The organism is Rhodococcus sp. 14-2496-1d (assembly GCF_002259365.1).
In the GTDB taxonomy this organism is placed as follows: domain Bacteria; phylum Actinomycetota; class Actinomycetes; order Mycobacteriales; family Mycobacteriaceae; genus Rhodococcoides.
In genome coordinates this window covers 21,980-44,739 of the sequence record NZ_NPFV01000002.1, presented here as the reverse complement: position 1 = coordinate 44,739, position 22,760 = coordinate 21,980, and the positions used below count along the sequence as shown (strand labels likewise).

19 protein-coding genes are annotated in these 22,760 nt (G+C 66.1%); 10 read left to right on the top strand and 9 right to left on the bottom strand.

Annotated features, from left to right (window positions below):
- Positions 1-59: 59 nt before the first annotated feature.
- Together CH296_RS00280 and CH296_RS00275 are read right to left on the bottom strand one after the other, a co-directional pair.
- Positions 60-1,151, bottom strand: a complete 1,092-nt coding sequence (locus CH296_RS00280) for a C40 family peptidase (protein WP_094683714.1) — start codon at positions 1,149-1,151, stop codon at positions 60-62.
- A 6-nt stretch (positions 1,152-1,157) separates the two neighbouring features.
- Positions 1,158-1,520 carry a type VII secretion target gene (locus tag CH296_RS00275; RefSeq protein WP_256980280.1) on the bottom strand — a complete coding sequence of 121 codons (363 nt, stop codon included), beginning with the start codon at positions 1,518-1,520 and terminating at the stop codon, positions 1,158-1,160.
- Positions 1,521-1,623: 103 nt separating this feature from the next.
- On the opposite strand from CH296_RS00275, the gene upp reads away from it, so the two are divergent.
- Both upp and CH296_RS00265 read left to right on the top strand, forming a co-directional pair.
- The gene (upp, locus tag CH296_RS00270) at positions 1,624-2,247 is read left to right on the top strand and encodes a uracil phosphoribosyltransferase (RefSeq protein WP_032398209.1); all 624 of its coding nucleotides are present in this window, start codon (positions 1,624-1,626) and stop codon (positions 2,245-2,247) included.
- Between the two features lie 47 nt (positions 2,248-2,294).
- Positions 2,295-3,176 carry a DUF2797 domain-containing protein gene (locus CH296_RS00265; RefSeq protein WP_256980279.1) on the top strand — a complete coding sequence of 294 codons (882 nt, stop codon included), beginning with the start codon at positions 2,295-2,297 and terminating at the stop codon, positions 3,174-3,176.
- Between the two features lie 16 nt (positions 3,177-3,192).
- On the opposite strand, the gene CH296_RS00260 is transcribed toward CH296_RS00265, so the two are convergent.
- Together CH296_RS00260 and CH296_RS00255 are read right to left on the bottom strand one after the other, a co-directional pair.
- Positions 3,193-4,794, bottom strand: coding sequence for a phospho-sugar mutase (locus CH296_RS00260; protein ID WP_094645334.1), 1,602 nt, complete (start codon positions 4,792-4,794; stop codon positions 3,193-3,195).
- Positions 4,791-5,693, bottom strand: coding sequence for a purine-nucleoside phosphorylase (locus CH296_RS00255; RefSeq protein WP_371828388.1), 903 nt, complete (start codon positions 5,691-5,693; stop codon positions 4,791-4,793). The genes CH296_RS00260 and CH296_RS00255 overlap by 4 nt, the downstream gene beginning before the upstream one ends.
- On the opposite strand from CH296_RS00255, the gene CH296_RS00250 reads away from it, so the two are divergent.
- From CH296_RS00250 to CH296_RS00235, 4 genes are all read left to right on the top strand, one after another.
- Positions 5,692-6,396 carry an enoyl-CoA hydratase/isomerase family protein gene (locus CH296_RS00250; protein ID WP_032397449.1) on the top strand — a complete coding sequence of 235 codons (705 nt, stop codon included), beginning with the start codon at positions 5,692-5,694 and terminating at the stop codon, positions 6,394-6,396. The genes CH296_RS00255 and CH296_RS00250 overlap by 2 nt on opposite strands.
- A 113-nt stretch (positions 6,397-6,509) precedes the next feature.
- The gene (locus tag CH296_RS00245; RefSeq protein WP_045200012.1) at positions 6,510-7,673 is read left to right on the top strand and encodes a M20 family metallopeptidase; all 1,164 of its coding nucleotides are present in this window, start codon (positions 6,510-6,512) and stop codon (positions 7,671-7,673) included.
- Entirely contained in the window at positions 7,670-8,833 is a 1,164-nt protein-coding gene (locus CH296_RS00240) for a M20 family metallopeptidase (protein WP_094683713.1), read from the top strand. Before CH296_RS00245 ends, CH296_RS00240 begins: the two co-directional genes overlap by 4 nt.
- Before the next feature lie 17 nt (positions 8,834-8,850).
- Positions 8,851-9,312 (top strand): SAM-dependent methyltransferase, encoded by a 462-nt coding sequence (locus tag CH296_RS00235; protein ID WP_218829649.1) that lies wholly within the window; start codon positions 8,851-8,853, stop codon positions 9,310-9,312.
- Between the two features lie 13 nt (positions 9,313-9,325).
- On the opposite strand, the gene CH296_RS00230 is transcribed toward CH296_RS00235, so the two are convergent.
- On the bottom strand, positions 9,326-9,790 hold the full coding sequence (locus tag CH296_RS00230; protein ID WP_032397447.1) for a gamma-glutamylcyclotransferase: 465 nt from the start codon (positions 9,788-9,790) through the stop codon (positions 9,326-9,328).
- Between the two features lie 181 nt (positions 9,791-9,971).
- On the opposite strand from CH296_RS00230, the gene CH296_RS00225 reads away from it, so the two are divergent.
- The 3 genes from CH296_RS00225 (at position 9,972) to glpD (ending at position 14,532) form a co-directional block, all read left to right on the top strand.
- Positions 9,972-11,375 carry an NAD(P)H-quinone dehydrogenase gene (locus CH296_RS00225; RefSeq protein WP_045195809.1) on the top strand — a complete coding sequence of 468 codons (1,404 nt, stop codon included), beginning with the start codon at positions 9,972-9,974 and terminating at the stop codon, positions 11,373-11,375.
- 142 nt (positions 11,376-11,517) lie between these two features.
- Positions 11,518-12,735, top strand: coding sequence for a PLP-dependent aminotransferase family protein (locus CH296_RS00220; protein ID WP_094683712.1), 1,218 nt, complete (start codon positions 11,518-11,520; stop codon positions 12,733-12,735).
- A 66-nt stretch (positions 12,736-12,801) separates the two neighbouring features.
- Complete coding sequence (gene glpD / locus CH296_RS00215; protein ID WP_032397444.1) at positions 12,802-14,532, top strand: glycerol-3-phosphate dehydrogenase; 1,731 nt, start codon at positions 12,802-12,804, stop codon at positions 14,530-14,532.
- A gap of 787 nt (positions 14,533-15,319) precedes the next feature.
- Here glpD and CH296_RS00210 read toward each other — a convergent pair.
- The 4 genes from CH296_RS00210 to CH296_RS00195 form a co-directional block, all read right to left on the bottom strand.
- A complete protein-coding gene (locus CH296_RS00210) occupies positions 15,320-16,063 on the bottom strand; it encodes a DUF6338 family protein (protein ID WP_094683792.1) in 744 nt (247 codons plus the stop codon).
- Between the two features lie 588 nt (positions 16,064-16,651).
- The gene (locus CH296_RS29825; RefSeq protein WP_256980278.1) at positions 16,652-16,900 is read right to left on the bottom strand and encodes a hypothetical protein; all 249 of its coding nucleotides are present in this window, start codon (positions 16,898-16,900) and stop codon (positions 16,652-16,654) included.
- 93 nt (positions 16,901-16,993) lie between these two features.
- The gene (locus CH296_RS00200) at positions 16,994-17,782 is read right to left on the bottom strand and encodes a DNA-formamidopyrimidine glycosylase family protein (RefSeq protein ID WP_094683711.1); all 789 of its coding nucleotides are present in this window, start codon (positions 17,780-17,782) and stop codon (positions 16,994-16,996) included.
- A gap of 43 nt (positions 17,783-17,825) precedes the next feature.
- The gene (locus CH296_RS00195; protein WP_373557260.1) at positions 17,826-22,403 is read right to left on the bottom strand and encodes an ATP-dependent helicase; all 4,578 of its coding nucleotides are present in this window, start codon (positions 22,401-22,403) and stop codon (positions 17,826-17,828) included.
- A 96-nt stretch (positions 22,404-22,499) separates the two neighbouring features.
- Between CH296_RS00195 and CH296_RS00190 the strand changes: the two genes are divergently transcribed.
- Positions 22,500-22,751, top strand: a complete 252-nt coding sequence (locus tag CH296_RS00190) for a modification methylase HgiDII (RefSeq protein ID WP_094628544.1) — start codon at positions 22,500-22,502, stop codon at positions 22,749-22,751.
- The last annotated feature ends 9 nt before the right edge of the window (positions 22,752-22,760 follow it).

Genomic DNA, 22,760 nt, shown 5'->3' with positions numbered 1-22,760 from the left:
CAGCTCAACCTCGGCGAGCCACGTCTCCTCGGCAGGGGTGAACTCAGGTTGACCCGCGTTCATCTCGAGATTCCATCGTTAGGCGAACTGAACCCCTTGTCACTGTCAGCCTCGACGAGCTGACCGTTTCCGATGACCATGGCCACGTGCCCGTCCCAGACTGCGAGGTCACCGGGCATCACCTCACCGGGTGCCACGGCGGATCCGATGTCCTGTTCCTGTGCCAGACGCGGGATCTCGATGCCCTGCTGCGCGTACGCCCACTGGGTCAATCCGCTGCAGTCGAGCCCGCGGCCCGGCGTGGTACCTCCCCACGCGTAGGGCACACCCTGTTGGGTCAGTGCGCTGCGGACGGCACCTGCGGCTTCGGCGTTGGGCGCGGTGACGGTACTGCCGTCGGGTAGGCGTATCTGGACTCCCCGGCCGATGTGCTCGGGGGATCGGGAGGGATCGGTGCCCGGATTGCCCAGGTAGTTGTGGGCACCACCGCTGCCGAGCGACTCGGTCCCCGCGGCGGGGGACGAGACGGACTGGGCGAACGTCTTCGCCAGCTTCTCGCCTGCCTCGATCACCTGTGATGTCGCGGGTGAGGTCATGAGATTCGAGGGTGCGCCGGAGGCCGGTGTCGGTTCGCCGCCCACGGGGGCGGGAACCGTGGGCGGAACGGCCAGTTCACCGACTTTCGTGGTGTGGACGGCCAATTCGCCGCGAACCCTGGACACCACCACGAGAGCTCGCTCGAGGTGCTCGATGGCCGCCGTGATCAGCATGGTCTGCCCCGGCGGGGTGGCGATGATCGGCCCGGCCGACAGTGCGATTCCCACGAAGGACTGCACGATCGCCTGCAGCTCGAGGAAGCCTTGGTTGGTGTCGCGACAGGCCCGATCGACGACGGCAGCGATGTCGTCGGCGTGGTCGGCGAGAGCGACGGCGCTCTTATGGGCGTTCTCGGCGTAGCGAACTGCCGCATCGGCGGCCTCACCGTTCCAATTCGCAGCGAGCTCGGTGACCGCGACCCTGCCGATTCCCCGAGCCGCCTCGATCGCTGCCGAGGGCACCCGCAGCACGTCGGCCGGCCCCCCGGTGGGGAGCGCCCCGTTGCCGAAGGCCCCGAGCAGATCGACGATGGGACGGGCCAGCAGATCGATCATCGGCGCTTACCGCGCGTCCGTCGCGACACCGGCGGCCGAGGCCGAAACGGTTGCGCCGGTGCCGGCATCGGTGAGGGCGTACGAGACCGCGGATGCAGTGGCCGCGGAGCCGATGCTCGCCACCGCGCCGGCCAGGCGCACCACGGCATCGGTGTGCGCCAGATGGGTGCCGGTGACCGCGCCGAGAAACTCCTGTCCGATCAGGCCGAAGACCGGAGCCAGCACAGCGGGGCCGCACGCGGCGGCGGCAGCACCTGCCGCCGCGATCTGCTCGGCCATGGTCGACGCCACCGCACCGTATGCGAGGACCCCCTCGGTTTCGACGACGAGCTCGGCCATCACTGCCCCCTGAGTATGCAATCGATTCACGGTCGCCGAGTGCGACGCCCAACTGGTTCGACGCGGGTACGTGCCATTCGGTTCCCCCGAGTTGCCGTTCGCGCCCCGCCGCGCACGTCCTATCCTGGTCGGCATGGAAACACACGTGGTCGATCACCCACTGGCCGCAGCCCTGCTCACCACGATGCGGGACGAGCGCAGCGACAACGCCACGTTCCGGTCGGCTCTGCGCCAGCTCACCCACATGCTGGTCTACGAGGCCACCCGCGATGCCGCGATCGACACCTTCGAGGTTCGGACACCCGTCGCGGTCACCGAGGGAACCAGGCTGGCTCGACCGCCGTTGCTGGTTCCGGTTCTGCGTGCGGGCCTCGGCATGGTCGAGAAGGCCAGCAGCCTCATCCCGCAGTCCGGCGTCGGTTTCGTCGGGATGGCCCGAGACGAGGAAACGCACCAGCCCGTGCCGTACATGGAGTCCCTGCCCGACGATCTGTCGAGGACGCCCGTCTACGTATTGGACCCGATGCTCGCCACCGGTGGATCCATGGTCCACACGATCGAACTGCTCGTCGGCCGCGGCGCAGCCGACGTGACCGCCATCTGCGTCGTTGCTGCTCCCGAAGGGGTTGCCGCCCTCGAAGCCTCGGGTCTGCCGGTGCGACTGGTGGCCGCGAGCATCGACGACGGCCTCAACGACAACGCCTTCATCGTTCCCGGCCTCGGCGACGCGGGCGATCGTCAGTTCGGCCCGCGCTGACGAACGCTGCCGCGCCGAGTTTGGTCCTCGGCGTCTCGTGGCCGTCGGTGGCGTCACCTGCACCGCAGCCCGGCTTGCGGCTGCTCGACGTCGCCACCGAGCAGATCGAGTTCCGCGAACTGGTCGGTCGCACGCTCGGATTCCGTGCGCCGGGTGCGTCGACCGATCGATACTGCACCGGGCGCATGGCATTTCGGGCCGACGGCCCGCCGCGCTACGTGCCGTGCCCCGGCCGGGAGCGGGCCGTCGCGTCGGGGCAGTGCGCGTCGTGCGCGGACAAGGACAGCTTCCGATTCGTGCACACCGTGCATCGCAGCGGGTTCGTCTCGCGGGATCTGGAAAAGCATGTCATGCAACCGCATTGGTTGTATCTGGCAGCGTTCGCCAACGGCACCTTCAAGATCGGGACGGCAGCGGACACCCGTAAATGGGGCCGATTGGCCGAGCAAGGTGCCATCTGCGCTCGGTACGTCGCTCACGCGGACGACGGAAAGGTCGTCCGAGTAGCCGAGGATCTCGTGACCGAATCGATGGGACTACGGCAGGCGGTGCGGTCGGCCGCAAAGGCCGCCTCGCTGTGTCTGCCGATCGACGTCGACAGGCTCGATGCCGCCGCCGCTGCTCGGGCCGAGCAGGTCCGCGAGATGCTGACCGAGGCAGACATCGCCGGATGCACTCCGATCGACGAACGATGGGCCCCGCCCGCAGGCCGGGAAGCGTTGAGCGAGAACGTCAGTCGCGTCGCCTACCCCGCAGACATCGCAACCGGATCCCACGGTCTCGAGATCAGGACCTGCGTCGGGCAGGCGGTGATCGCGACCGTCGACGACGAGACCTACGTCGTGGATCTGGCGGCGCTGAAGGGTCGGCGAATCGAACTGGGGGCCTTCACGTCCGATCTGCCTGCGGTGCAGTCGGCGCTGTTCTGAGGGTTCGTCGGCGCGCCTAGAGGTGTTGGGCGTAGTCGGTCAGTTCGGCCAGGATCTCGGCTGCTGCCGCCCGCGCTCTCGGCAGGTCCTCTCGGCCGACGACCTGCTCGATCACTTCGAGGTAGGCCTTGAGCTTCGGTTCGGTACCGGACGGTCGCACGATCACCCGCAGCCCCGATCCGCTGATGTCGACTGCGTCGGTGCGTAATTCGTCGTCGCGCTGGGCGTAGTCCACAACGGTGACGGCCCGACCGGCCAATTCGGTCGGCGGTTCGGTGCGGAGCCGGTCCATCATGTTCCCGATCTCGGCGAGGTCCTGCACCCTCCGCGAGACCTGTGCACCCAGGTGTACGCCGAACTCGACCGCGAGGTCGTCGAGCACATCGAGCAGGGTGCGGCGCTCCTGCTTCAGGCCGGCGGCCAGGTCGGCGAGTACCACGGCGGCCGAGATGCCGTCCTTGTCGCGCACCACCGTCGGATCGACACAGTGTCCGATGGCCTCCTCGTAGGCGTACACGAGGCCCTCACCCGCACGGACGAGCCACTTGAAGCCCGTCAGGGTGCGGGCATAGCGAGCGCCGCGCGCCGGGGCGAGCGCAGAGAGCAGTTGTGACGACACGATCGTGTTGGCCACCAACGGGTCTGCGGGGCAATGACTCAGCAGGTGGTTCGCGAGGAGGGCACCGGTCTCGTCGCCGGTCAGCATGCGCCAGCCGTCGGGCCCGGGAACTCCGACCGCACAGCGGTCGGCATCGGGGTCGAGTGCGATCGCGATATCGGCGTCGATGTCGGCCGCCAGTGCGAGCACCGCGTCGGCCGCGCCCGGTTCCTCGGGGTTGGGGAACGTCACGGTCGGGAACGCGGGGTCCGGTTCGAATTGGTCCTCGACCACCCGGATGTCACGGAACCCCGCACCACGCAGTGCGGCCGTCGCGAGCTCGCCACCGACACCGTGCAGGGGAGTCAACGCGATGCGGATGTCTCGACGCGTCGAACGTGGCAGTGCGACAACGGAGTCGAGGTATCGCGCTGCGATGTCGGAGCCGCCGGGCTGCACGATCGCGCGCGGGATCTCGACCGCGTCGGCCGTGGCGGCGATCAGCGCTTCGATCTGGGCGTCACTCGGCGGGATCAATTGCGAGCCGCCGCGTAGGTACACCTTGTACCCGTTGTCGGCCGCAGGGTTGTGCGACGCCGTGATCTGTACGCCGAGTTCGGCGTCGAGTGCCCGCACAGCGAAGGCGACGACGGGGGTCGGCAGTGGCCGCGGCAGCATCACCACGGAAAAGCCCTGCGCGGAGAAGACTTCGGCGGCCGCGACAGCGAACTGCTCGGATCCGTTTCTGGCGTCGCGACCGACCACAACGGTTGACCCGCCGAGACCGTTCTCGATCAACCACGCCGCGATGCCGGCCGAGGTTTTCGTCACCACCGCCACGTTCATCCCGTTCGGTCCCGCGCGCACCGGACCACGGAGCCCCGCGGTGCCGAACGTCAGGGGACCGCTGAACCTGTCGGCGAGTTCGGCGTCGGACAGGCCGTCGAGTTCCTCGCGGGCGACGGGGTCGGGATCGCCTGCGATCCATCGTTGCACCCGCTCGGTGAGCTCCTCGGTCACAGGCGTGAAACCAACTCGTGCAACAGCGCTCCCATGCGAGCGGCGGAATCCTTACCGGCAGCGAGCACTTCGGTGTGATCGAGGTGTTCGCCGGTCATTCCGGCGGCAAGATTCGTCACCAGAGAGATGCCGAGGACGCGTGCACCCTTCGCGCGGGCGGCGATCGTCTCGTGCACCGTAGACATCCCCACGAGGTCGGCACCGAGCGTGCGCAGCATCTTGATCTCGGCGGGCGTCTCGTAGTGGGGGCCGGGCAGTCCGGCGTAGACGCCGTCCTCGAGCGACGGGTCGATCCGTGCCGCGAGCGCGCGAAGTTCGGGCGAGTACGCGTCGACCAGATCGACGAATTCGGCACCGACGAGGGGCGAGCGAGCCGTGAGATTGAGGTGGTCGGAGATCAGCACGGGCTGCCCGACGCTCATACCGTCCCTGATACCGCCTGCAGCGTTGGTCAGCACGACGGTCGTGGCACCGGCGGCGATCGCGGTCCGCACGGGATGCACGACGCGTCGTAGATCGTGGCCCTCGTAGGCATGAGTGCGTCCCTGGAGCAGCAGTGTGTGGGTACCGCCGACGTCCACCGAGGTGATGGTGCCGGAATGCCCCGACGCCGACGGCGGCGCGAAACCGGGCAGGTCGGCCATGCGCACGGTCGCGGTGGGGGAGCCGAAGACGTCGGCTGCCGCCTGCCATCCGGAACCGAGAACGATGGCCACGGTGTGGGTATCGACCCCGGTTGCTGCGGCGAGTGCGTCGGCGGCGGTGCGCGCGGCACCGTCGGGATCGGTCACGGGGTCGGTCGTATGTGCGTCGGTGGTTGCCACGATGAACAACAGTAGGAGATCGACGACACGGATGTGCGACCGGCGGAAGTTACCGTTGGGTAGTATCCGCTGCATGCCTTATCTCGAACGCGACGGCGACGTCCACATCCTGTTCCTCGGTGCCCAGGACGGAGCGGACAATCCAGAGAACCGTTTCCACCCGGACTGGATCGACACCACCCACGCGTTGCTCGACGAGGTCGAGGCCTCGGAGGGCCCGGCGGCTCTGGTGACCACGTCGGCAGGCAAGTTCTACAGCAACGGTCTCGATACCGACTGGCTGTTCGCCAACCTGGACAAGATCACCTGGTATCTCGACCGCGTCCACACCCTCTACACCCGGTTGCTCGCTTTCCCGATGGCCACCGTCGCAGCTGTGCAGGGGCATGCATTCGGTGCGGGCGCGATGTTCGCCACCTCGCACGACTTCCGTGTCCAGCGCGCCGACCGAGGCTTCTACTGCCTGCCCGAGGTGAACCTGAACATGCCGTTCACCGTGGGAATGTCTGCTCTGATCAACTCCCGGCTGCCCAAGCAGACCGCCGTCGAAGCCATGACGACCGGTCGCCGCTACGGCGGTGCCGACGCAGTGGCCGCCGGAATCGTCGAGGCGACGGCATCGGAGGAGACGCTGCTGTCCGACGCGGTCGCGAAGGCGGCGGCGCTGACGAGCACCCGGGGTGCGAACCTTGCCGGGATCAAGAGTCGTATGCACGTGGATCTGCTCGCCGCGCTGAACACCACGACAGACGACAGCAACTTCAGCTTCGGGAAGTAGCAGGACCGTCGTCACCCGCGACTCGGCACAGCTCTGTTCCGACACTCGGTCGCGCTAGTGACACACTGTCTCTCGTGATCGACGAATCGAACAGTGCTGCCGTGGGCGAGGCGATGGACCGCGCCCTGGCCGACGCCACCGACGAAGTGGTCGCGCTCTCGCACTCGATCCACGCGGAACCGGAGCTGGCGTTCGCCGAACATCGCAGCGTCGCCAAGATCCTCGATACCCTCCGGGCGCACGATTTCGAGGTCGAGACGGCCGTTGCAGACATGGACACCGCCTTCACCGCGTCGTTCGGCAGCGGCGATCTGGTGATCGGTATCTGTGCCGAATACGACGCTCTACCCGAGATCGGTCATGCGTGCGGGCACAACATCATCGCGGCCTCGGCTGTGGGTGCTGCGCTTGCGCTCGCTCCGGTCGCCGACGCTCTCGGCATCACCGTGCGAGTGCTCGGTACCCCGGCCGAGGAGACCGGCGGCGGCAAGGTGTTGATGCTCGAGAGAGGAGTGTTCGACGGCGTCGGCGCGGCGTTGATGGTCCATCCCGGTCCCTTCGACATCGTCGGTGCGACGTCGCTGGCGCTGGCGGACATCGCCGTCGAGTTCACCGGCCGGGCCGCACACGCGTCCGCCGCTCCCGAGTGGGGGATCAACGCAGGCGATGCGGTGACCATCAGTCAGGTGGCACTCGGGCTACTGCGGCAGCACCTCGCGCCGGGTCAGCAGCTGCACGGCATCGTCAGTGACGGGGGTGCGGCCCCGAACATCGTGCCCGGCCACGCGGAGTTGCTGTACTACCTCCGCGCGAACACCACCGAATCGCTGCACGCTCTGACCGCGAAGACGTACGCGTGTTTCGAGGCAGGAGCGATCGCCACCGGGTGCACTCACGAGATCCGTACGGTGTCGCCGACCTACGCGGCGTTGACGCCGGATTCGTGGCTGGTCGCGGCATTTCGGCAGGAGATCGAAGCGCTGGGCCGATCGCCCCTCGCTCCGGATTTGGAAGGATTTCGCCCGTTGGGCAGCACAGACATGGGAAACGTGACGAATGTTCTACCCGGTATCCATCCCGTCGTCGGACTCGATGCAGGAGGGGCGGTGACGCATCAGCCGGAGTTCGCCGCCGCGTGCATCACGGAGTCGGCCGATCGGGCATTGTTCGACGGGGCCCTCGGTCTCGCCAGGACCGCTGCGCGTGCCGCCGCTGATCCCGGTACCCGTGCTCGTCTGCTCGACGGCGTGATCGCCCGCTCGGCGGCGCAGTCGTGAGCACCCGAGAAGACGCGATCGATCGGTGGATTCACGCGCACACGACCGACCTGTCTCTGTGGCGTCGGCACATTCACGCCAATCCGGAACTGGCTCGACGCGAATTCGGCACCACCGCATTCGTGATGGAGCATCTCGAAGCAGCGGGCCTGTCACCCAAGCCGCTCCCCGGCGGAACAGGGTTGATCTGCGACATCGGTCCCGACGGTCCCCGGGTGGCGTTGCGGGCGGACATGGACGCCCTGCCGCTGCAGGAGAACACCGGCGCGGTGTACTCGTCGACCGTGCCTGGGGTGTCCCACGCCTGTGGGCACGACGCACACACCACCGTGTTGCTCGCAACGGGGCTGGCGCTGGCGTCGCTGCCGGACCTGCAGTACGGGGTGCGTCTGATCTTCCAGCCCGCCGAGGAGGTCATGCCGGGCGGTGCGCTCGACGCGGTGGCGGCGGGAGCGCTCGACGGCGTCACCAAGATCTTTGCGCTGCACTGTGATCCGCGGCTCGAAGTGGGGCAGGTCGGCCTACGTCTCGGTGCGATCACCTCGGCGGCGGATACCGTCGAGCTGCGGCTGGATTCGCCCGGCGGGCACACCTCGCGGCCACATCTGACCACCGATCTCGTGTACGCGCTCGGCACCGTCATCACCGGCCTGCCCGGAATGTTGAGCAGGCGAATCGACCCGCGGACCAGCACGGTCATGGTCTGGGGAGCGGTGGTCGCCGGCCAGGCTCCCAACGCCATACCGCAGACCGGCATGCTGACCGGCACCGTCCGCACCGGTGACCACGAGACCTGGGCATTGCTCGAACCGTTGGTCCGCGAGATCGTCACCGGATTGCTCGCACCGACCGGGGTCCGATTCGAGCTGCACTACCGTCGCGGCGTGCCTCCCGTGGTCAACGATCCGGAGTCGACGCACACGTTCGAGAAGGCCATCGGCCGGGTCGGACCCGACGCGCTGGCCGATACCGCGCAATCCGGTGGCGGTGAGGATTTCTCGTGGTACCTCGAACGCGTGCCGGGCGCAATGGCTCGACTCGGTGTGTGGCCGGGTACCGGACCACAACTCGACATCCACCAACCCACCTTCGATCTCGACGAACGAGCACTGGCCGTCGGCGTGAAGGTGATGACCGCAATCGCGCTGGATCCGAACTAGACGTGGGGGACGAGACGGTGTTCGACGTGTCGCCGATCGGGATCGTCGGATCCGATCGCGCCGAAGTGGTCGACGACAACTGGGGGTCGGTCGAGTCCGTGATCGACCTGCACGAGAGTGTCCTCGACGCCGACGCGACCCTCGGTCTCGCCGAGTTCTCCCACCTCGAGGTGATCTACGGCTTCCACCTGTGCGATCCCGCCGCGACGACCACCGGCTCACGGCACCCCCGCGGTGATACGACGCTTCCTCGGGTGGGTGTCCTCGCTCAACGAGTCAAGGACCGACCCAATCATCTCGGGGTGTCGCGGTGCGAGCTCGTCGACGTGGACGGACTGCGCATCCGAGTCCGAGGTCTCGATGCGATCGACGGCTCACCGGTGTTCGATATCAAGCCGTTCCTGCAGTCCATGGTTCCGAAGCGTGAAGACGTGAGGGAACCGGCGTGGGTGGCGTCGGTCATGAAGAACTATTTCTGAGCTGGATCTCCCGCTACGAGGTGGTACCCGGGCCGACGTTGCGGCTGTTGCGGGTGCGTAGGTCTCGCACGTATTCGGCTGGGGCACCGGCGATTTCGGCTGCCTCCGCCATCACGCCGAGGTAGCGTGCCGACGGCAGACCGCCCTCGTAGGCGTCGAGTACGTACATCCACGCGAGCACCGGCTCCCGGCCGGTCTCGATGCGCAGCCGGATCTTCCGATGAATGCCGAGTTCGGAGCCCTCCCAGCGATCCAGACTCTCCTCGTCCTCCTCGGACACGTCGTAGAGCACCACGAAGACCTGCGAGTCGGGATCCTCGACGACCGTCGCCAGCGCGCCTTCCCAGCCGATGTCGCCGCCGCCGAAGGTCAACCGCCATCCGTGCAGCCATCCGGTTCCCGACAGGGGCGAGTGAGGGCATCGCTGCAACATCTGCTCCGGATGCATGTTCGATCCGTAGGCGGCATAAATTGGCACGTCGGCCAGCCTAAACCGTATCGGTGCACACTGACGCCCCGTGGTCGTGTTTCGGTGCGTCGCCCCAGGTCCGGCCTCCCATCGGGCCGACGAAGCCAGCCCTACCGACGCGCGAGGACGGCCTCTCGAATACCGTTGACGCGAGACAACGAGAGATTTCGAGCACGCGAGAAGAGGATCAATGACCCGGATTGTGATCATCGGTGGTGGTCCGGCAGGGTACGAAGCAGCATTGGTTGCCGCACAGCACGGCGGAGAGGTGACGCTCGTCGATTCCGACGGTATCGGCGGTGCCTGCGTCCTCTGGGACTGCGTGCCGTCGAAGACGTTCATCGCGTCGACCGGCATTCGCACCGAGATGCGTCGAGCCAGCGACCTCGGCATCTCCCTCGATCCGTCGCAGGCCGCCGTCGCATTGCCGAAGATTCACGACCGCGTGAAGAGCCTCGCGCAGGCGCAGTCGTCCGACATCGCCCACCGCGTCACCTCCGTCGGGGTGCAACTGCTGGCCGGACGCGCCGAGATGATCGACTCCCATGTCGGGATGGCCTCGCACCAGATCAAGGCCGTCCTCGCCGACGGCGAAGAACGCATCCTCGACGCCGATGTCGTGCTCATCGCGACCGGAGCCCGCCCCCGCGTGGTCAAGGGAGCCGAGCCCGACGGCGAACGCATCCTCAACTGGCGTCAGCTCTACGACCTCGAGGCTCTCCCCGAACACCTGGTGGTCGTCGGATCCGGTGTGACCGGTGCCGAGTTCGTCTCGGCCTACACCGAGATGGGCGTCAAGGTCACCGCGGTCTCGAGCCGTGACCGCGTCCTCCCGCACGAGGACGAGGACGCCGCGCTGGTGCTCGAGGACGCGTTCAACGAGCGCGGTGTCACCCTCGTCAAGCATGCCCGCGCCGATTCGGTGGTCCGCACCGACGACGGTGTCCGCGTCACGCTCTCGGACGGTCGCACCGTCGAGGGCAGCCATGCGCTGATGACGGTCGGATCGGTGCCCAACACCTCCGGTCTCGGTCTCGAGAGGGTCGGCATCGAACTCGACAAGGGCGGATATCTGCGCGTGGATCGCGTCTCGCGTACCGCGGTCGCGGGCATCTACGCAGCCGGCGACTGCACCGGTCTGCTGCCGCTGGCCTCGGTCGCGGCGATGCAGGGACGCATCGCGATGTACCACGCACTGGGGCAGGCGGTCAGCCCGATCAAGCTCAAGACCGTGGCCTCGGCGGTGTTCACTCGGCCCGAGATCGCGTCGGTCGGCGTCGCGCAGTCCACGATCGACGCAGGCGACGTGCCCGCGCGCGTGGTGATGCTGCCGCTCACCACCAATCCGCGAGCGAAGATGAGCGGCCTCAAGCGTGGTTTCGTAAAGATCTTCTGCCGTCCGGCCACCGGCGTCGTCATCGGCGGTGTCGTGGTCGCCCCGAGTGCGTCGGAGCTGATTCTGCCCATCGCGATGGCGGTGCAGAACAATCTGTCGGTCAACGACCTGGCCAACACGTTCTCGGTGTACCCGTCGCTGTCCGGTTCGGTCATCGAGGCCGCGCGCCAGCTGATGGCGCACGACGATCTGGACTGATCTCACGATGTGAGAATCGCGTTTCATATTTCGGTAGCGCGTGAGACAGTCGAAGGAGCGGACACACCCGTCCGCTCCTTCTTCGACTCAGCGGATCCGCGGGCCGTTCTTCCCCCATTCCTGCTGCCCCGGAGTCTCTCTCATGTCCTCTACGTACCTTCCCGCCGGCCTGGCCAGGCGCACCGACTCGCTCACCAGCTCGGCCATCCGCGATCTCCTGTCCCTCACCGCACGTGACGACGTGATCAGCCTGGCCGGAGGTCTACCGGCCACCGATCTGATACCGGTCGACCGCATCGCCGCAGCCGCAGAGGCTGCGCTTCGCCGCCCCGACGCGGTGCAGTACTGCGAGACATCCGGTCACCGCACTCTGCGCAGCGTCATTGCGGCCAGGGAATCGGCCGTGCGCGGGGGAGTGCCCGTTCCGGTCGAGTCCGTCATCGTCACGCACGGTTCGCAACAGGCCCTGACGTTGCTCGCGCAGGCCCTGATCGACCCGGGCGCTGTCGTCGTGGTCGACGAACCCGCGTACACCGGTGCGCTGCAGGTCTTCTCTATCGCCGAAGCGAGCATCGAGTCCATTCCCCTGACCTTTACCGGAATGGACACCGACGAACTCGAACGTCGACTGACAGCGGGACTGCGGCCCGCTGTGGTCCACACCGTCGCCAACTTCCACAATCCGCGTGGAGTCACGATGAGCGAGCAGCGACGTCGTCACCTCGCGGCGCTGGCGGATCACTACGGATTCTGGGTGATCGAGGACGACCCGTACGGTGAGATCTGGTTCGGAACAACGGAATCCGGCGTCGACGCCCCGCCGGCACCGATCGCGCGTCACAGCGATCGCGTCATCCGACTGTCGAGTGCGTCGAAGATCCTGGCTCCGACGCTCCGAGTCGGCTGGTTCGTCGCCCCACCCAGCGTCTGTGCGGCGGTGGAACTGCTCAAGCAGGGCGCGGATCTGTGCGGATCCTCGCTGACGCAGTCGATGACGGCGGAGATGCTCGCCGACTCCGCGTGGCTGGACGCACACCTGACTGTTCTGCGGCGCGAGTATGCCTGCCGTGCAACGGCATTGATCGCCGCTCTCGCCGCACAGTTCGCTGATCGGCTGGTCGTCTCACGCCCCGCGGGAGGGATGTTCGCCTGGGCCACCTTCCTGGACGGAACCGACACCGGCCAGTTGCTCGATGCGGCACTCGAGCACGGAGTTGCCTTCGTGCCGGGAACGGCGTTCGCGTCGGGTGCGCAGTACCGTCACTCGCTCCGGTTGAGCTACGCCGGATCCACCCCGCCCGTGCTGGCAGACGCAGTGCAACGATTGGCCGCCGCGCACTCGGCAGGTTCTGCGGCCTGACGACCAGGGGCGGTAGCCTGACGTGCAAGCAATGCGGGGATTTTCGAAGGAGAGGTAGCGTTCGAGATGAGCAACCGATCGAATACGAAGTTCCTCGGACCCGACCAGCGGGTGGAGGCGTGGGACCAGCTCGGAACCGAGCAGTTCGACGTAGTTGTCGTCGGCGGTGGCGTCGTCGGCTCAGGAGCGGCCCTCGACGCGGCGACGCGCGGACTGAAGGTCGCCCTGGTCGAGGCGCGTGATTACGCGTCGGGAACGTCCTCTCGCTCGTCCAAGATGTTCCACGGCGGGCTTCGATACCTCGAGCAGCTCGAGTTCGGGCTCGTGCGCGAGGCCCTGCACGAACGCGAACTCTCTCTGTCCACGCTCGCACCGCACCTGGTCAAGCCGCTGAAATTTCTCTTCCCGCTCACGCATCGGTTGTGGGAGCGGCCCTACATCGCCGCGGGGATCTTCCTCTACGACCGCATGGGTGGGGCCAAATCGGTGCCGCAGCAGAAGCACCTGACTCGATCCGGTGCACTGCGTATGTCGCCCGGGATCAAACGCAAGTCGCTGATCGGCGGGATTCGGTACTACGACACCGTCGTCGACGACGCCCGGCACACCATGATGGTCGCCAGAACGGCCGCCCACTACGGCGCAGTGGTGCGCACATCGACCCAGGTGGTCGGATTCCTGCGTGAGGCCGACCGGGTTTCCGGTGTCCGCGTGCGTGATTCGGAGACCGGTGCCACCACCGAGGTGCGGGCACACGTGGTGATCAATGCCACCGGCGTGTGGACCGACGAGATCCAGTCACTGTCCAACATGCGCGGCCGGTTCCGGGTACGCGCCTCGAAGGGCGTGCACATCGTGGTGCCGCGCGATCGAATCGTCAGCGAGGCCGCGATCATTCTGCGCACCGAGAAGTCGGTGCTGTTCATCATTCCGTGGGGCGCGCACTGGATCATCGGTACCACCGACACCGACTGGAACCTCGATCTCGCACACCCGGCCGCCACCAAGGCCGACATCGACTACATCCTGGGCGAGGTCAACTCGGTGCTCGTCACGCCGCTCACCCACGAGGACATCGACGGGGTCTACGCGGGCTTGCGGCCACTGCTCGCCGGCGAGAGCGACGAAACCTCCAAGCTGTCCCGGGAACACGCGGTCGCTCGGGTTGCACCCGGACTCGTCGCCATCGCGGGCGGCAAGTACACGACCTACCGCGTGATGGCCGAGGACGCAGTCGATCTGGCCGCCGAGGACATCCCGGTGCGGGTGGCGTCCTCGATCACCGAGAAGGTGCCCCTCGTCGGTGCCGACGGCTACTTCGCGCTGGTCAATCAGGCACCGCACCTGGGCGAGATGCACAAGCTGCATCCGCATCGGGTGACGCATCTGCTCGACCGATACGGTTCGTTGATCGACGAGGTGTTGGCCATGGCCGACGGCAAACCCGAACTGCTGCAACCACTCACCGATGCGCCGGCATACCTCCAGGTGGAGGTGGTGTACGCCGCGGCAGCGGAGGGCGCACTGCATCTCGAGGACGTGCTCTCGCGTCGGACCCGAATCTCGATCGAGTACTCGCATCGTGGGATGAACTGCGCGGGTCAGGTCGCTGCATTGATCGCACCGGTTCTGGGCTGGGACGAGGCGACGGTCGATCGTGAGGTCGAGACCTACCGCGCCCGAGTGGAGGCCGAGATCGAGTCGCAGCGTCAGCCCGACGACGAGTCGGCAGACGCGCTGCGCGTCGTCGCTCCCGAGGCCCGCCAGGAAATCCTCGAACCCGTTCGCACGATCTAACGGAGTCGAACCAGCGTCCGGGGCGCGCGAGCGGCCGTCGCGCCGGAGACGGCCATGACGAGCAGGGTGAGTATCGCAAGTGTCAGCATGCGATCCATGGTGGTCGGCGAAGCTGTGAAGGGGCTTGGTCGCACCTGACAGGGAGCTTTCAGGTTTCTTCTCGTTGTCGCTCGACAGGGTGGGAGGGCGGCACGAGCTGCGCCTCGAGATACGCCCTCTCGGCAGGCGACGGGCCGAGAGCGAGCGCGGTCGTTCGTGCGTTCCTGGCCTCCTCCGCGCGGTCCAGGCGATTGCCGGTTCTCTGGATGATCTAGGAGCTCTTCTTCACTCCACCTGAACCAGGAGGGGGCTTCTGGGTCGTTTGCTGCTGACGAGGGGGGCGTTGGCCGGTATTTACCGGTTTACGACCGCCGTGACGCTGTTCGTCGGGTGCATCTGACCTAGCTGAGATCGGGCGATACCCTCCGCCGACCAGGGATTCCGGTTCATCCGTGCAGTCTTTGTTGCCCGTCATCCCTTTGCGCCCGTCTTAGAGGGAACGCCAGCGCTACCCTTAGGTTTTTTGGGAGAGGACTTCTGTTGTGACGAGCTAGCAACGAACTCGCCGCCGGGCCGGTAGCCTCCCGATCGCGGCGCGATCCACACACGCCGGGATTTCCCACTTGGCTGTGAACTGGTCTGATCTGCCATTATCGATACCTCCGGTAGCCAGCATGCCCTTGCCGAACGCACGGGTCCCTGACGACAAGAATCTTCCGCCCGCTTTCTCGATTGTACCTGCGCCTTCTCACCCTAGGAATGTGGATGACTCCTCGTCTGATTCTGGTGTTTCGGGTGACGGAGCGACTATCTGAACAAGAGCAGCATCGGTACACGGGATCCATACTCCAGTTGGGCCAGGTAACTCGTCCAAGAACTCACCGTCAGCTGCCATGCTCCAAGCTCGGTCGACGTAAATATCCCTAGGCTCTGGATAGCCGGTGAAAAATGCTTCAGTGGTAACGCATCCACCAATCCATGAACCCTGGGCATTCAGTACCCGCACGAAGCTGTTGGGCGCGACCTTAGCAGTCGCATAGTCCCACGCAGTCGGCACTGGGGAATAGTTGCTGTCAGCACTGAAAAGTGCTTTCCGCCAGGGTACTTCATCGCGCTCCGAATCAGCTGAGTGGAAAATTGTCCCCCAGAAACCCGTGTTGTTGTAGCTCTGACGCATGACAAAGCTTGCAGCCACATGCCCTGCCAGGGCTGGAATGACGAAAACAAGAAGTGCGCCAACGAACCCGACCAATCGAGGATCATCGAACCGGTGTTCAGGCTGGGTCAGTCGCTTCGTTAGGGCTTCACCCAGACATAGGACGTAGACAAGCAGAAACCCGACCGACAGCGCGAGGGCGCGGATCAGACGCGCGCTCAGATCGCGATCCTCGGGAGATGGACCGACGCGAGCCTTCTTTACTCCCTGAAAAACAAACCCTGGCACCAACACAGCGACAAGAGTCAACGCTTGCTGCCAACCACTGACCAGCATGGGCCCCCCTTTTTTCTGCCCGAGAACAACAACCATCCAATGTATCGGCTGAGCGTGATAGACCACGGGTGTTCTGCGATACGGACGCGCTACCGAGGTGCCGCACGCGGCGGACTCGGCTCCCGTGCGCACGGACATGTCGAACGCCGTACTGATGCGATGTGCGCACCACGTTCAGCAACAGGCACCGCGCGACCGTGCTCTTGCGAGTCTGAACTGGGGATTCTTGCGAATCCGCAAAAGGGAGATCGAACGACTACTCCGACCCACTCGTGTCCGCGATCGCCACAAAGACTGCACGGGAGCTAGGACAGACACCGTCCCCGGATGCATTTCGGACGTATTGAACGCCGCATGGCCAAGAAAACGAAAACTCAACTGCGACAACACTATCGAGCGATCGTTCGTTTAAACGCCAAAACGCAAGGGTTTACAGTACGCAACTGTGCCGCCATAGTCTTCGCCCACCACACCTGATGACGATGACGACTCGCAACCGTCGACGCATACGCAGTCGTCGCGACAAACGGCAGCGTCAACGCCAGATGGATCAATTGCTCCACCCACTGATGATCACGTTTCGCGACTCTAGGAGTAAGAACCCGGCAAGCATCTCTTTCCCTCAGCGAACGGACCGTCCCTTGTCAGGACGTCACCTCCCTTTCCTCCCGACACGCGCACCGTGGTGGCGGTCGAGGTGGGGTGGAGGACCGCTCCGCCGGTGATCGCGGATCCGGCCGCGGCACTGAATGCACCGTATTCGGCCATCTCGTCGGCGACCTCGGGCGAGGTCCAGTCGGCATCATGGGTGTAGACGATGGCTGCGTACGTGGTCATGAAGACTCCTCGGGTTCGTCGCGATCGGCACCGTTTGCCGACCTACACACGAAGGACGAACGGGGTTCGTCGAAAAGGACACCACGGACCGAACTATCTCGCCACACCTCGTTTCTGGCAGTGTGGGCAGTGGTAGATCTGGCGTTCCTCCAGAGGATTGTCTCCGATCAGACCGAATTCGATGGTGGTTCCGCAGCGTCTGCACGGCTTGTTCTCGCGCCCGTACACCCAGAAGTGTCGGCCCGGACGTCGATCTCCGGTGGTGACGCGTTGGTTGCGATCCTTGTTGGCCATGATCAATCGGTAGGACAGGTCGATCGTCTTGCTCAGGTCACCGGCTTCGCCGACCGGGGTGCGCGGGTCGACGCCCCGGAGAAAGCAGATCTCGTTGCGGTAGACGTTGCCCAGGCCGGCAATGTTGCGCTGATCGAGAAGCGCGAGCCCGATCGGCCGGGCCGGATCCGCTGCGAGCCTGGACAGCGCCACGTCGGGATCCCAGTCGGGACCGAGCAGATCCGGTCCGAGATATCCGACGGCATCGTCCTCGTCCTCGAGGATCTCGAGCACTCCGAGCTCGAAACCGATGGCCTGCGCGTCGGCGGTGTTCAAGATGATCCGCGCCTGGAACGCAGGGCGGTGCCAGCGAGCACCGGGCGCGTAGACGTGCCAGGTGCCCTCCATCTTCAGATGCGAATGAATGGAGTATCCGCCGACTCGAATCAGCAGATGCTTACCGCGTGAGGCGACGGAATCGACGGTCTCGCCGGTGAAGTCGACTGTGGCGTAGCGCGGTACGCGAATGTCGCAGGTGGTGAGCTGCCGGCCCTCGAGTGCGGCGCGCAGGGTGTTGGCGGCGCGCCAGACGGTATCGCCCTCGGGCATCGGTGTTCGTGTCCTCTCCGGTGGTCTCGCAGGCAGTGGGCAATCAGCGACGCAGGCGAAGTCCGCGTGGGGTCGCCGAGAAACCTGCTTCGGTCAAGGTCTTGGCGAAGTCGGTGCCGTGGATGTCGTGACCGTTGATGCGCTCGACGAGTAGCTTGTCGACTCCGCCGCGGCGAACGGTGGCCGCCAATGCGGTTGCTGCAGCGTCGATGTCGTCGGCGTTCTCACCGAACGTGAGCACCGACTTCCCGCCGCGTTCGACGAACATCGTCAACTCGCCCCGAACGAGGACGACCAGTGCACCGGCCTTTCGGCCCGGCCGATGCTTCGTCGTCTCGTCCGGCGTATCTCCGACACCGGCCTCGCCGCTGCCGGCTTTCGGCCAGGGCAGTGCTCCGCCGTAGGGATTGGCCGGATCGCACGACGCGAGTACGACAGCGCTGGCGTTCTTCTTCGGTTCGTCGTAGCTGCGTAATCGGTCGACCACGTCGGAGGTGGAGAACTGCGCACCGCCGAGTGAGTCGACGAAGTAGCCCCGACGGCATCGACCGGAATCCTCGAATCCGGTGAGCACCTTGTACATCGTGGCGAAGCCGCCGGGCACACCTTCGTTCATCACCGAACCGCGGGTCACCACGCCATAGCGTTCGAGCAGGACGTCGGCGGTAGCGTGCGCACGGACGGTGAGGTCGGGTTCGAGCTCGGGCAATCGTGACCATCGCCCACCCGCCGTCGGCGGTCCGGTTCGGGTCGGGAGCGAGGGACGCTCGAACTGTCGGTACGAGCGCAACCGCGGTGTACGGCGAGGTGCACGATGACTCGGGGCCGAGCGGGTGGTCGTGGAGTTCAGCAGCGCACGAAGCGGAGCGAATGTGTCGTTGCTCAGACGACCAGCCCACACCAGCTCCCACAGTGCAGCCTGCAGTGCGGTGTCGTCGGTACTGCCGACGGTGTCGGACAGCTGCCGGAAGAAGTACGCACCGCCCCCCGCGACGGCGTCCTGAATGCGAATCTGCAGTTCCGACAGATCGGACTCGGCTGCAGGCACCAGGGTCAGTGGTGCGGTGTCGGCCATGTGCAGGCTCACCCAGCCGTCCTTCGACGAGATCGCGCCGTGTCCGGACCACAGCACCTCGCCGGTCGAGGTGAGCTCGTCGAGCATCGCCGGACTGTAGTCGGTCACCCGCGACGAGAGCACGAGAGATTCCCACGCCGATGCCGGAACAGGAACGCCCGCGAGCTGTTCGATGACGGTCGCGACGCCGTCGATCCCGCTCAGGCGTCGGCTGTCCACGTGCTGCCACGCGGGCAGGAAGCGGCCCAGGGTGGCGGTGGAGACGGGTTCGACCTCCTGCCGGGCCGCAGCCAGCGACCGCCGCCGCAGTCGCCGAAGTACCTCGGCGTCGCACCATTCGCTACCCGTGGCACCGGGCCGGAATTCGCCCTCGACGACGCGCTTGTCGACGGCGAGTCTGCGTAGGACGTCGCGTACCACGGCGGTGCCGACCCCGAAGCGCGCCGCTGCGTCGTCGAGGGTGAACGGTCCGTGGGTTCGGGCATACCGGCTGATCAGGTCCACCAGCGGATCGTCGACGGGTTCGATGAAGGCGGCCGGAGTACCGATGGGAAGCGGGACGCCCAACGCATCGCGCAATCGAGCGGCGTCCTCGATGGCCGTCCACCAGTTCCGGCCGGCGAACGAGACCTCCATCGCCCGTTTGGCGTCGGCGAGTTCGGCGAGCCACTGCGGATATTCGTCGCCGTCGGTGCGCAGGCCGACTTCGTCCACGGTCAACGGTCCGAGCAGGCGTAGCAGGTCGGCCACGCCTTCGATGTCCTTGGCGTGACGGTCCTCGGGAAGACGCTGCAGTTCGAGTTCGGTGGTGGTGATGACGCTGTCGTCGAGCAGCTCTCTCAGCTCGACGCGTCCGAGCAGTTCGGCGAGGAGCGCCGAGTCGAGTGACAGTGCGGCGGCCCGGCGTTCGGCCAACGGGCTGTCGCCCTCGTACATGAATGCGCCGACGTAGTTGAACAACAGCGAATTGGCGAACGGTGACGGTGACGGCGTTTCGACGTCGACGATTCTGATCTGGCGTCGGCCGATGCGGGCCAGGATGTCCTCGAGGGCAGGGAGGTCGTAGACGTCCTGCAGGCACTCGCGGACGGTTTCGAGCAGGATCGGGAACGTCGGGTACTTGCGTGCCACGTCGAGCAGCTGAGCCGAACGCTGGCGCTGCTGCCACAACGGCGCGCGTTTGCCCGGGTTTCGGCGGGGGAGAAGCAGTGCGCGCGCGGCACATTCGCGAAATCTCGATGCGAACAACGCCGACCCGCCGACCTGCTCTGTGACGATGTCGGCGATCTCGTCGCGCTCGAACACGAACAGTTCTGCGCCCGGCGGCTGGTCGTCGGTGTCGGGGAGCCGGACGATGATGCCGTCGTCGGATGCGGTGGGGGCGGCGTCGATGCCGTAGCGCTCGATGAGCCTCGCGCCGACTGCGAGGGCCCACGGCGCGTGTACCTGCTGACCGTAGGTCGAATGCAGCACCAGCCGCCAGTCGCCCAATTCGTCGCGGAACCGCTCGACGATCATCGTCTTGTCGGTGGGGAGCTGACCGGTGGCCTCGAGTTGCTCGTCGAGCAAGGCGATGAGGTTGTTGACGGCGTTGGCGTCGAGGCCGTCGGAGCTCAGTCGCTCGGCCAGGTTGCTGCGATCGGTGGTGCTTCGCAGGAATTCGCCCAGCGCCTGGCCCAGTTCGGCCGGTCGACCGAGACCGTCGCCGTGCCAGAAGGGGAGCCGGCCGGGTTGGCCGTACGCCGGGCTCACGAGCACCCGATCGTGGGTGATCTCCTCGATGCGCCAGCTGGTGGCACCGAGTGCGAACACATCACCCACTCGCGATTCGTAGACCATCTCCTCGTCGAGTTCACCTACCCTGGACTGCTTTTCACCCACCATGTAGACGGTGAAGAGTCCGCGGTCCGGGATGGTGCCACCGGAGGTGACGGCCAGTCGCTGCGACCCGGGACGGCCGGTGAGAGTGTTGGCGTCGCGGTCCCACACCAACCGCGGCCGCAGTTCTGCGAACTCGTCGGAGGGGTAGCGGCCCGATAGCAGGTCGAGAGTCGACTCGTAGGCAGATCGGGGCAGGGTGGCGAAACTGCCTGTGCGACGGACCGAATCGAACCAGTCCTCCGCGTCGATCGGTTCGAGAGCGCAGGCTGCCACGGTCTGCTGCGCCAGGACGTCGAGAGGGTTGGCGGGAACGAACAACGCCTCGATCTTGCCCGACGTCATGCGTTCGACCGTGACCGCGCAGTGGATCAGGTCGGTTCGATGCTTGGGGAACAACACGCCCTTGGAGATCTCGCCGACCTGGTGGCCTGCGCGTCCGACGCGCTGCAGACCGCTGGCCACCGATGGCGGTGCTTCGACCTGAACGACCAGATCGACTGCGCCCATGTCGATTCCGAGCTCAAGGCTGCTGGTGGCCACGACGCAGCGCAGCCTGCCGGTCTTGAGGTCGTCCTCGATCAGTGCGCGTTGGTCCTTGCTGACGCTGCCGTGGTGGGCCCGGGCCAGCAACGGATCGGCCCCGTGGTTCACGTCGTTCGGAGTGCCGACCTGCGAGGGCGGCTTGTGTTGTGTCTCCACGCCGTCGCCGATCCGTTCGGCGTACACCTCGTTGAGCCGCGCGGTGAGCCGTTCGGCGAGGCGACGGGAATTGGCGAAGACGATGCACGATTTGTGCTCGAGGATGAGATCGACCATCTTCTCCTCGACGTGCGGCCAGATCGAGCCCTGCGCCGGGGGAGCGGCGGAGGTGTCGGCGTTCGGATCGGTGACGCCCAGTTCGGTCATGTCCTCCACCGGCACCTGGACCGTCAGATCGAAGGTTTTCGGAGCGGGTGGTGCGACGATCTCGATGGGGGCCGCACCGGCCAGGAAACGGCCCACCTCCTCGTGCGGTCGCACCGTCGCGGACAGGCCGATGCGCTGGGCGGGCTTGTCCAGCATCGCGTCGAGCCGTTCCAGGGACACCGCCAGATGCGCGCCGCGTTTGGTGCCTGCCACGGCGTGAACCTCGTCGACGATCACGGTGTCGACCTCGGCGAGGATGTCGCGGGCGGCCGAGGTGAGCATGAGGAACAGCGATTCCGGGGTGGTGATCAGAATGTCCGGCGGAGTCTTGATCATGTTTCTGCGGTCGGCGGCGCTGGTGTCGCCGGACCGCACGCCGACCGAGATCTCGGGTGGGTTCAGGCCGAGCCGCTTGGCGGTCTGGGTGATGCCGACCAGTGGCGCACGCAGGTTGCGTTCGACGTCGACGGCAAGGGCCTTGAGTGGCGAGATGTAGAGAACCTTGGTCTTGCGAGTGCTGTCCGCACCCAGTTGCGCCAGCTCGTCCAAGGCCCACAGGAAGGCCGAGAGCGTCTTGCCCGAACCCGTCGGCGCCACCACGAGCGTGTGCGAACCACTCGAGATCGACGACCACGCGCCCAACTGCGCGGACGTGGGAGCAGGAAAAGCGCCGGAGAACCACTCCCGGGTCGGCCGCGACAACTTCTCCATCACCGACAGCTCGCCCGCTACGTCGGTGCCCGTACTGTGCCTGGCCATCCCATCATCATGCCCCCGGGCACCGACAGATAATCCTCACGCGGTTCCCCGATCGCGCAGCGGTGTCGATTCGAGCGATTCGGGTACACCCCTCCCATGACCGACGACCAAGAGATCATGCAGAAGATTTCCGCGAAACTCGACGCTCTGCTCGGCAGCAAGACCAACGGACTGCAGAACGAGGTGCCTCCGGGCGCAAGCATCCAATCCGACGATGACGATGCCGAGCAGGGGCCGCTCGGTCGTGACTACCACCTGGCGAGCAAGTACGCGCAGGCGCTCGCGATCAACGAGCCACAGGTCATCGACCGTGACGAATTCGATCGATTGGTCGCCGAGTACGGCTGACCCCCGACA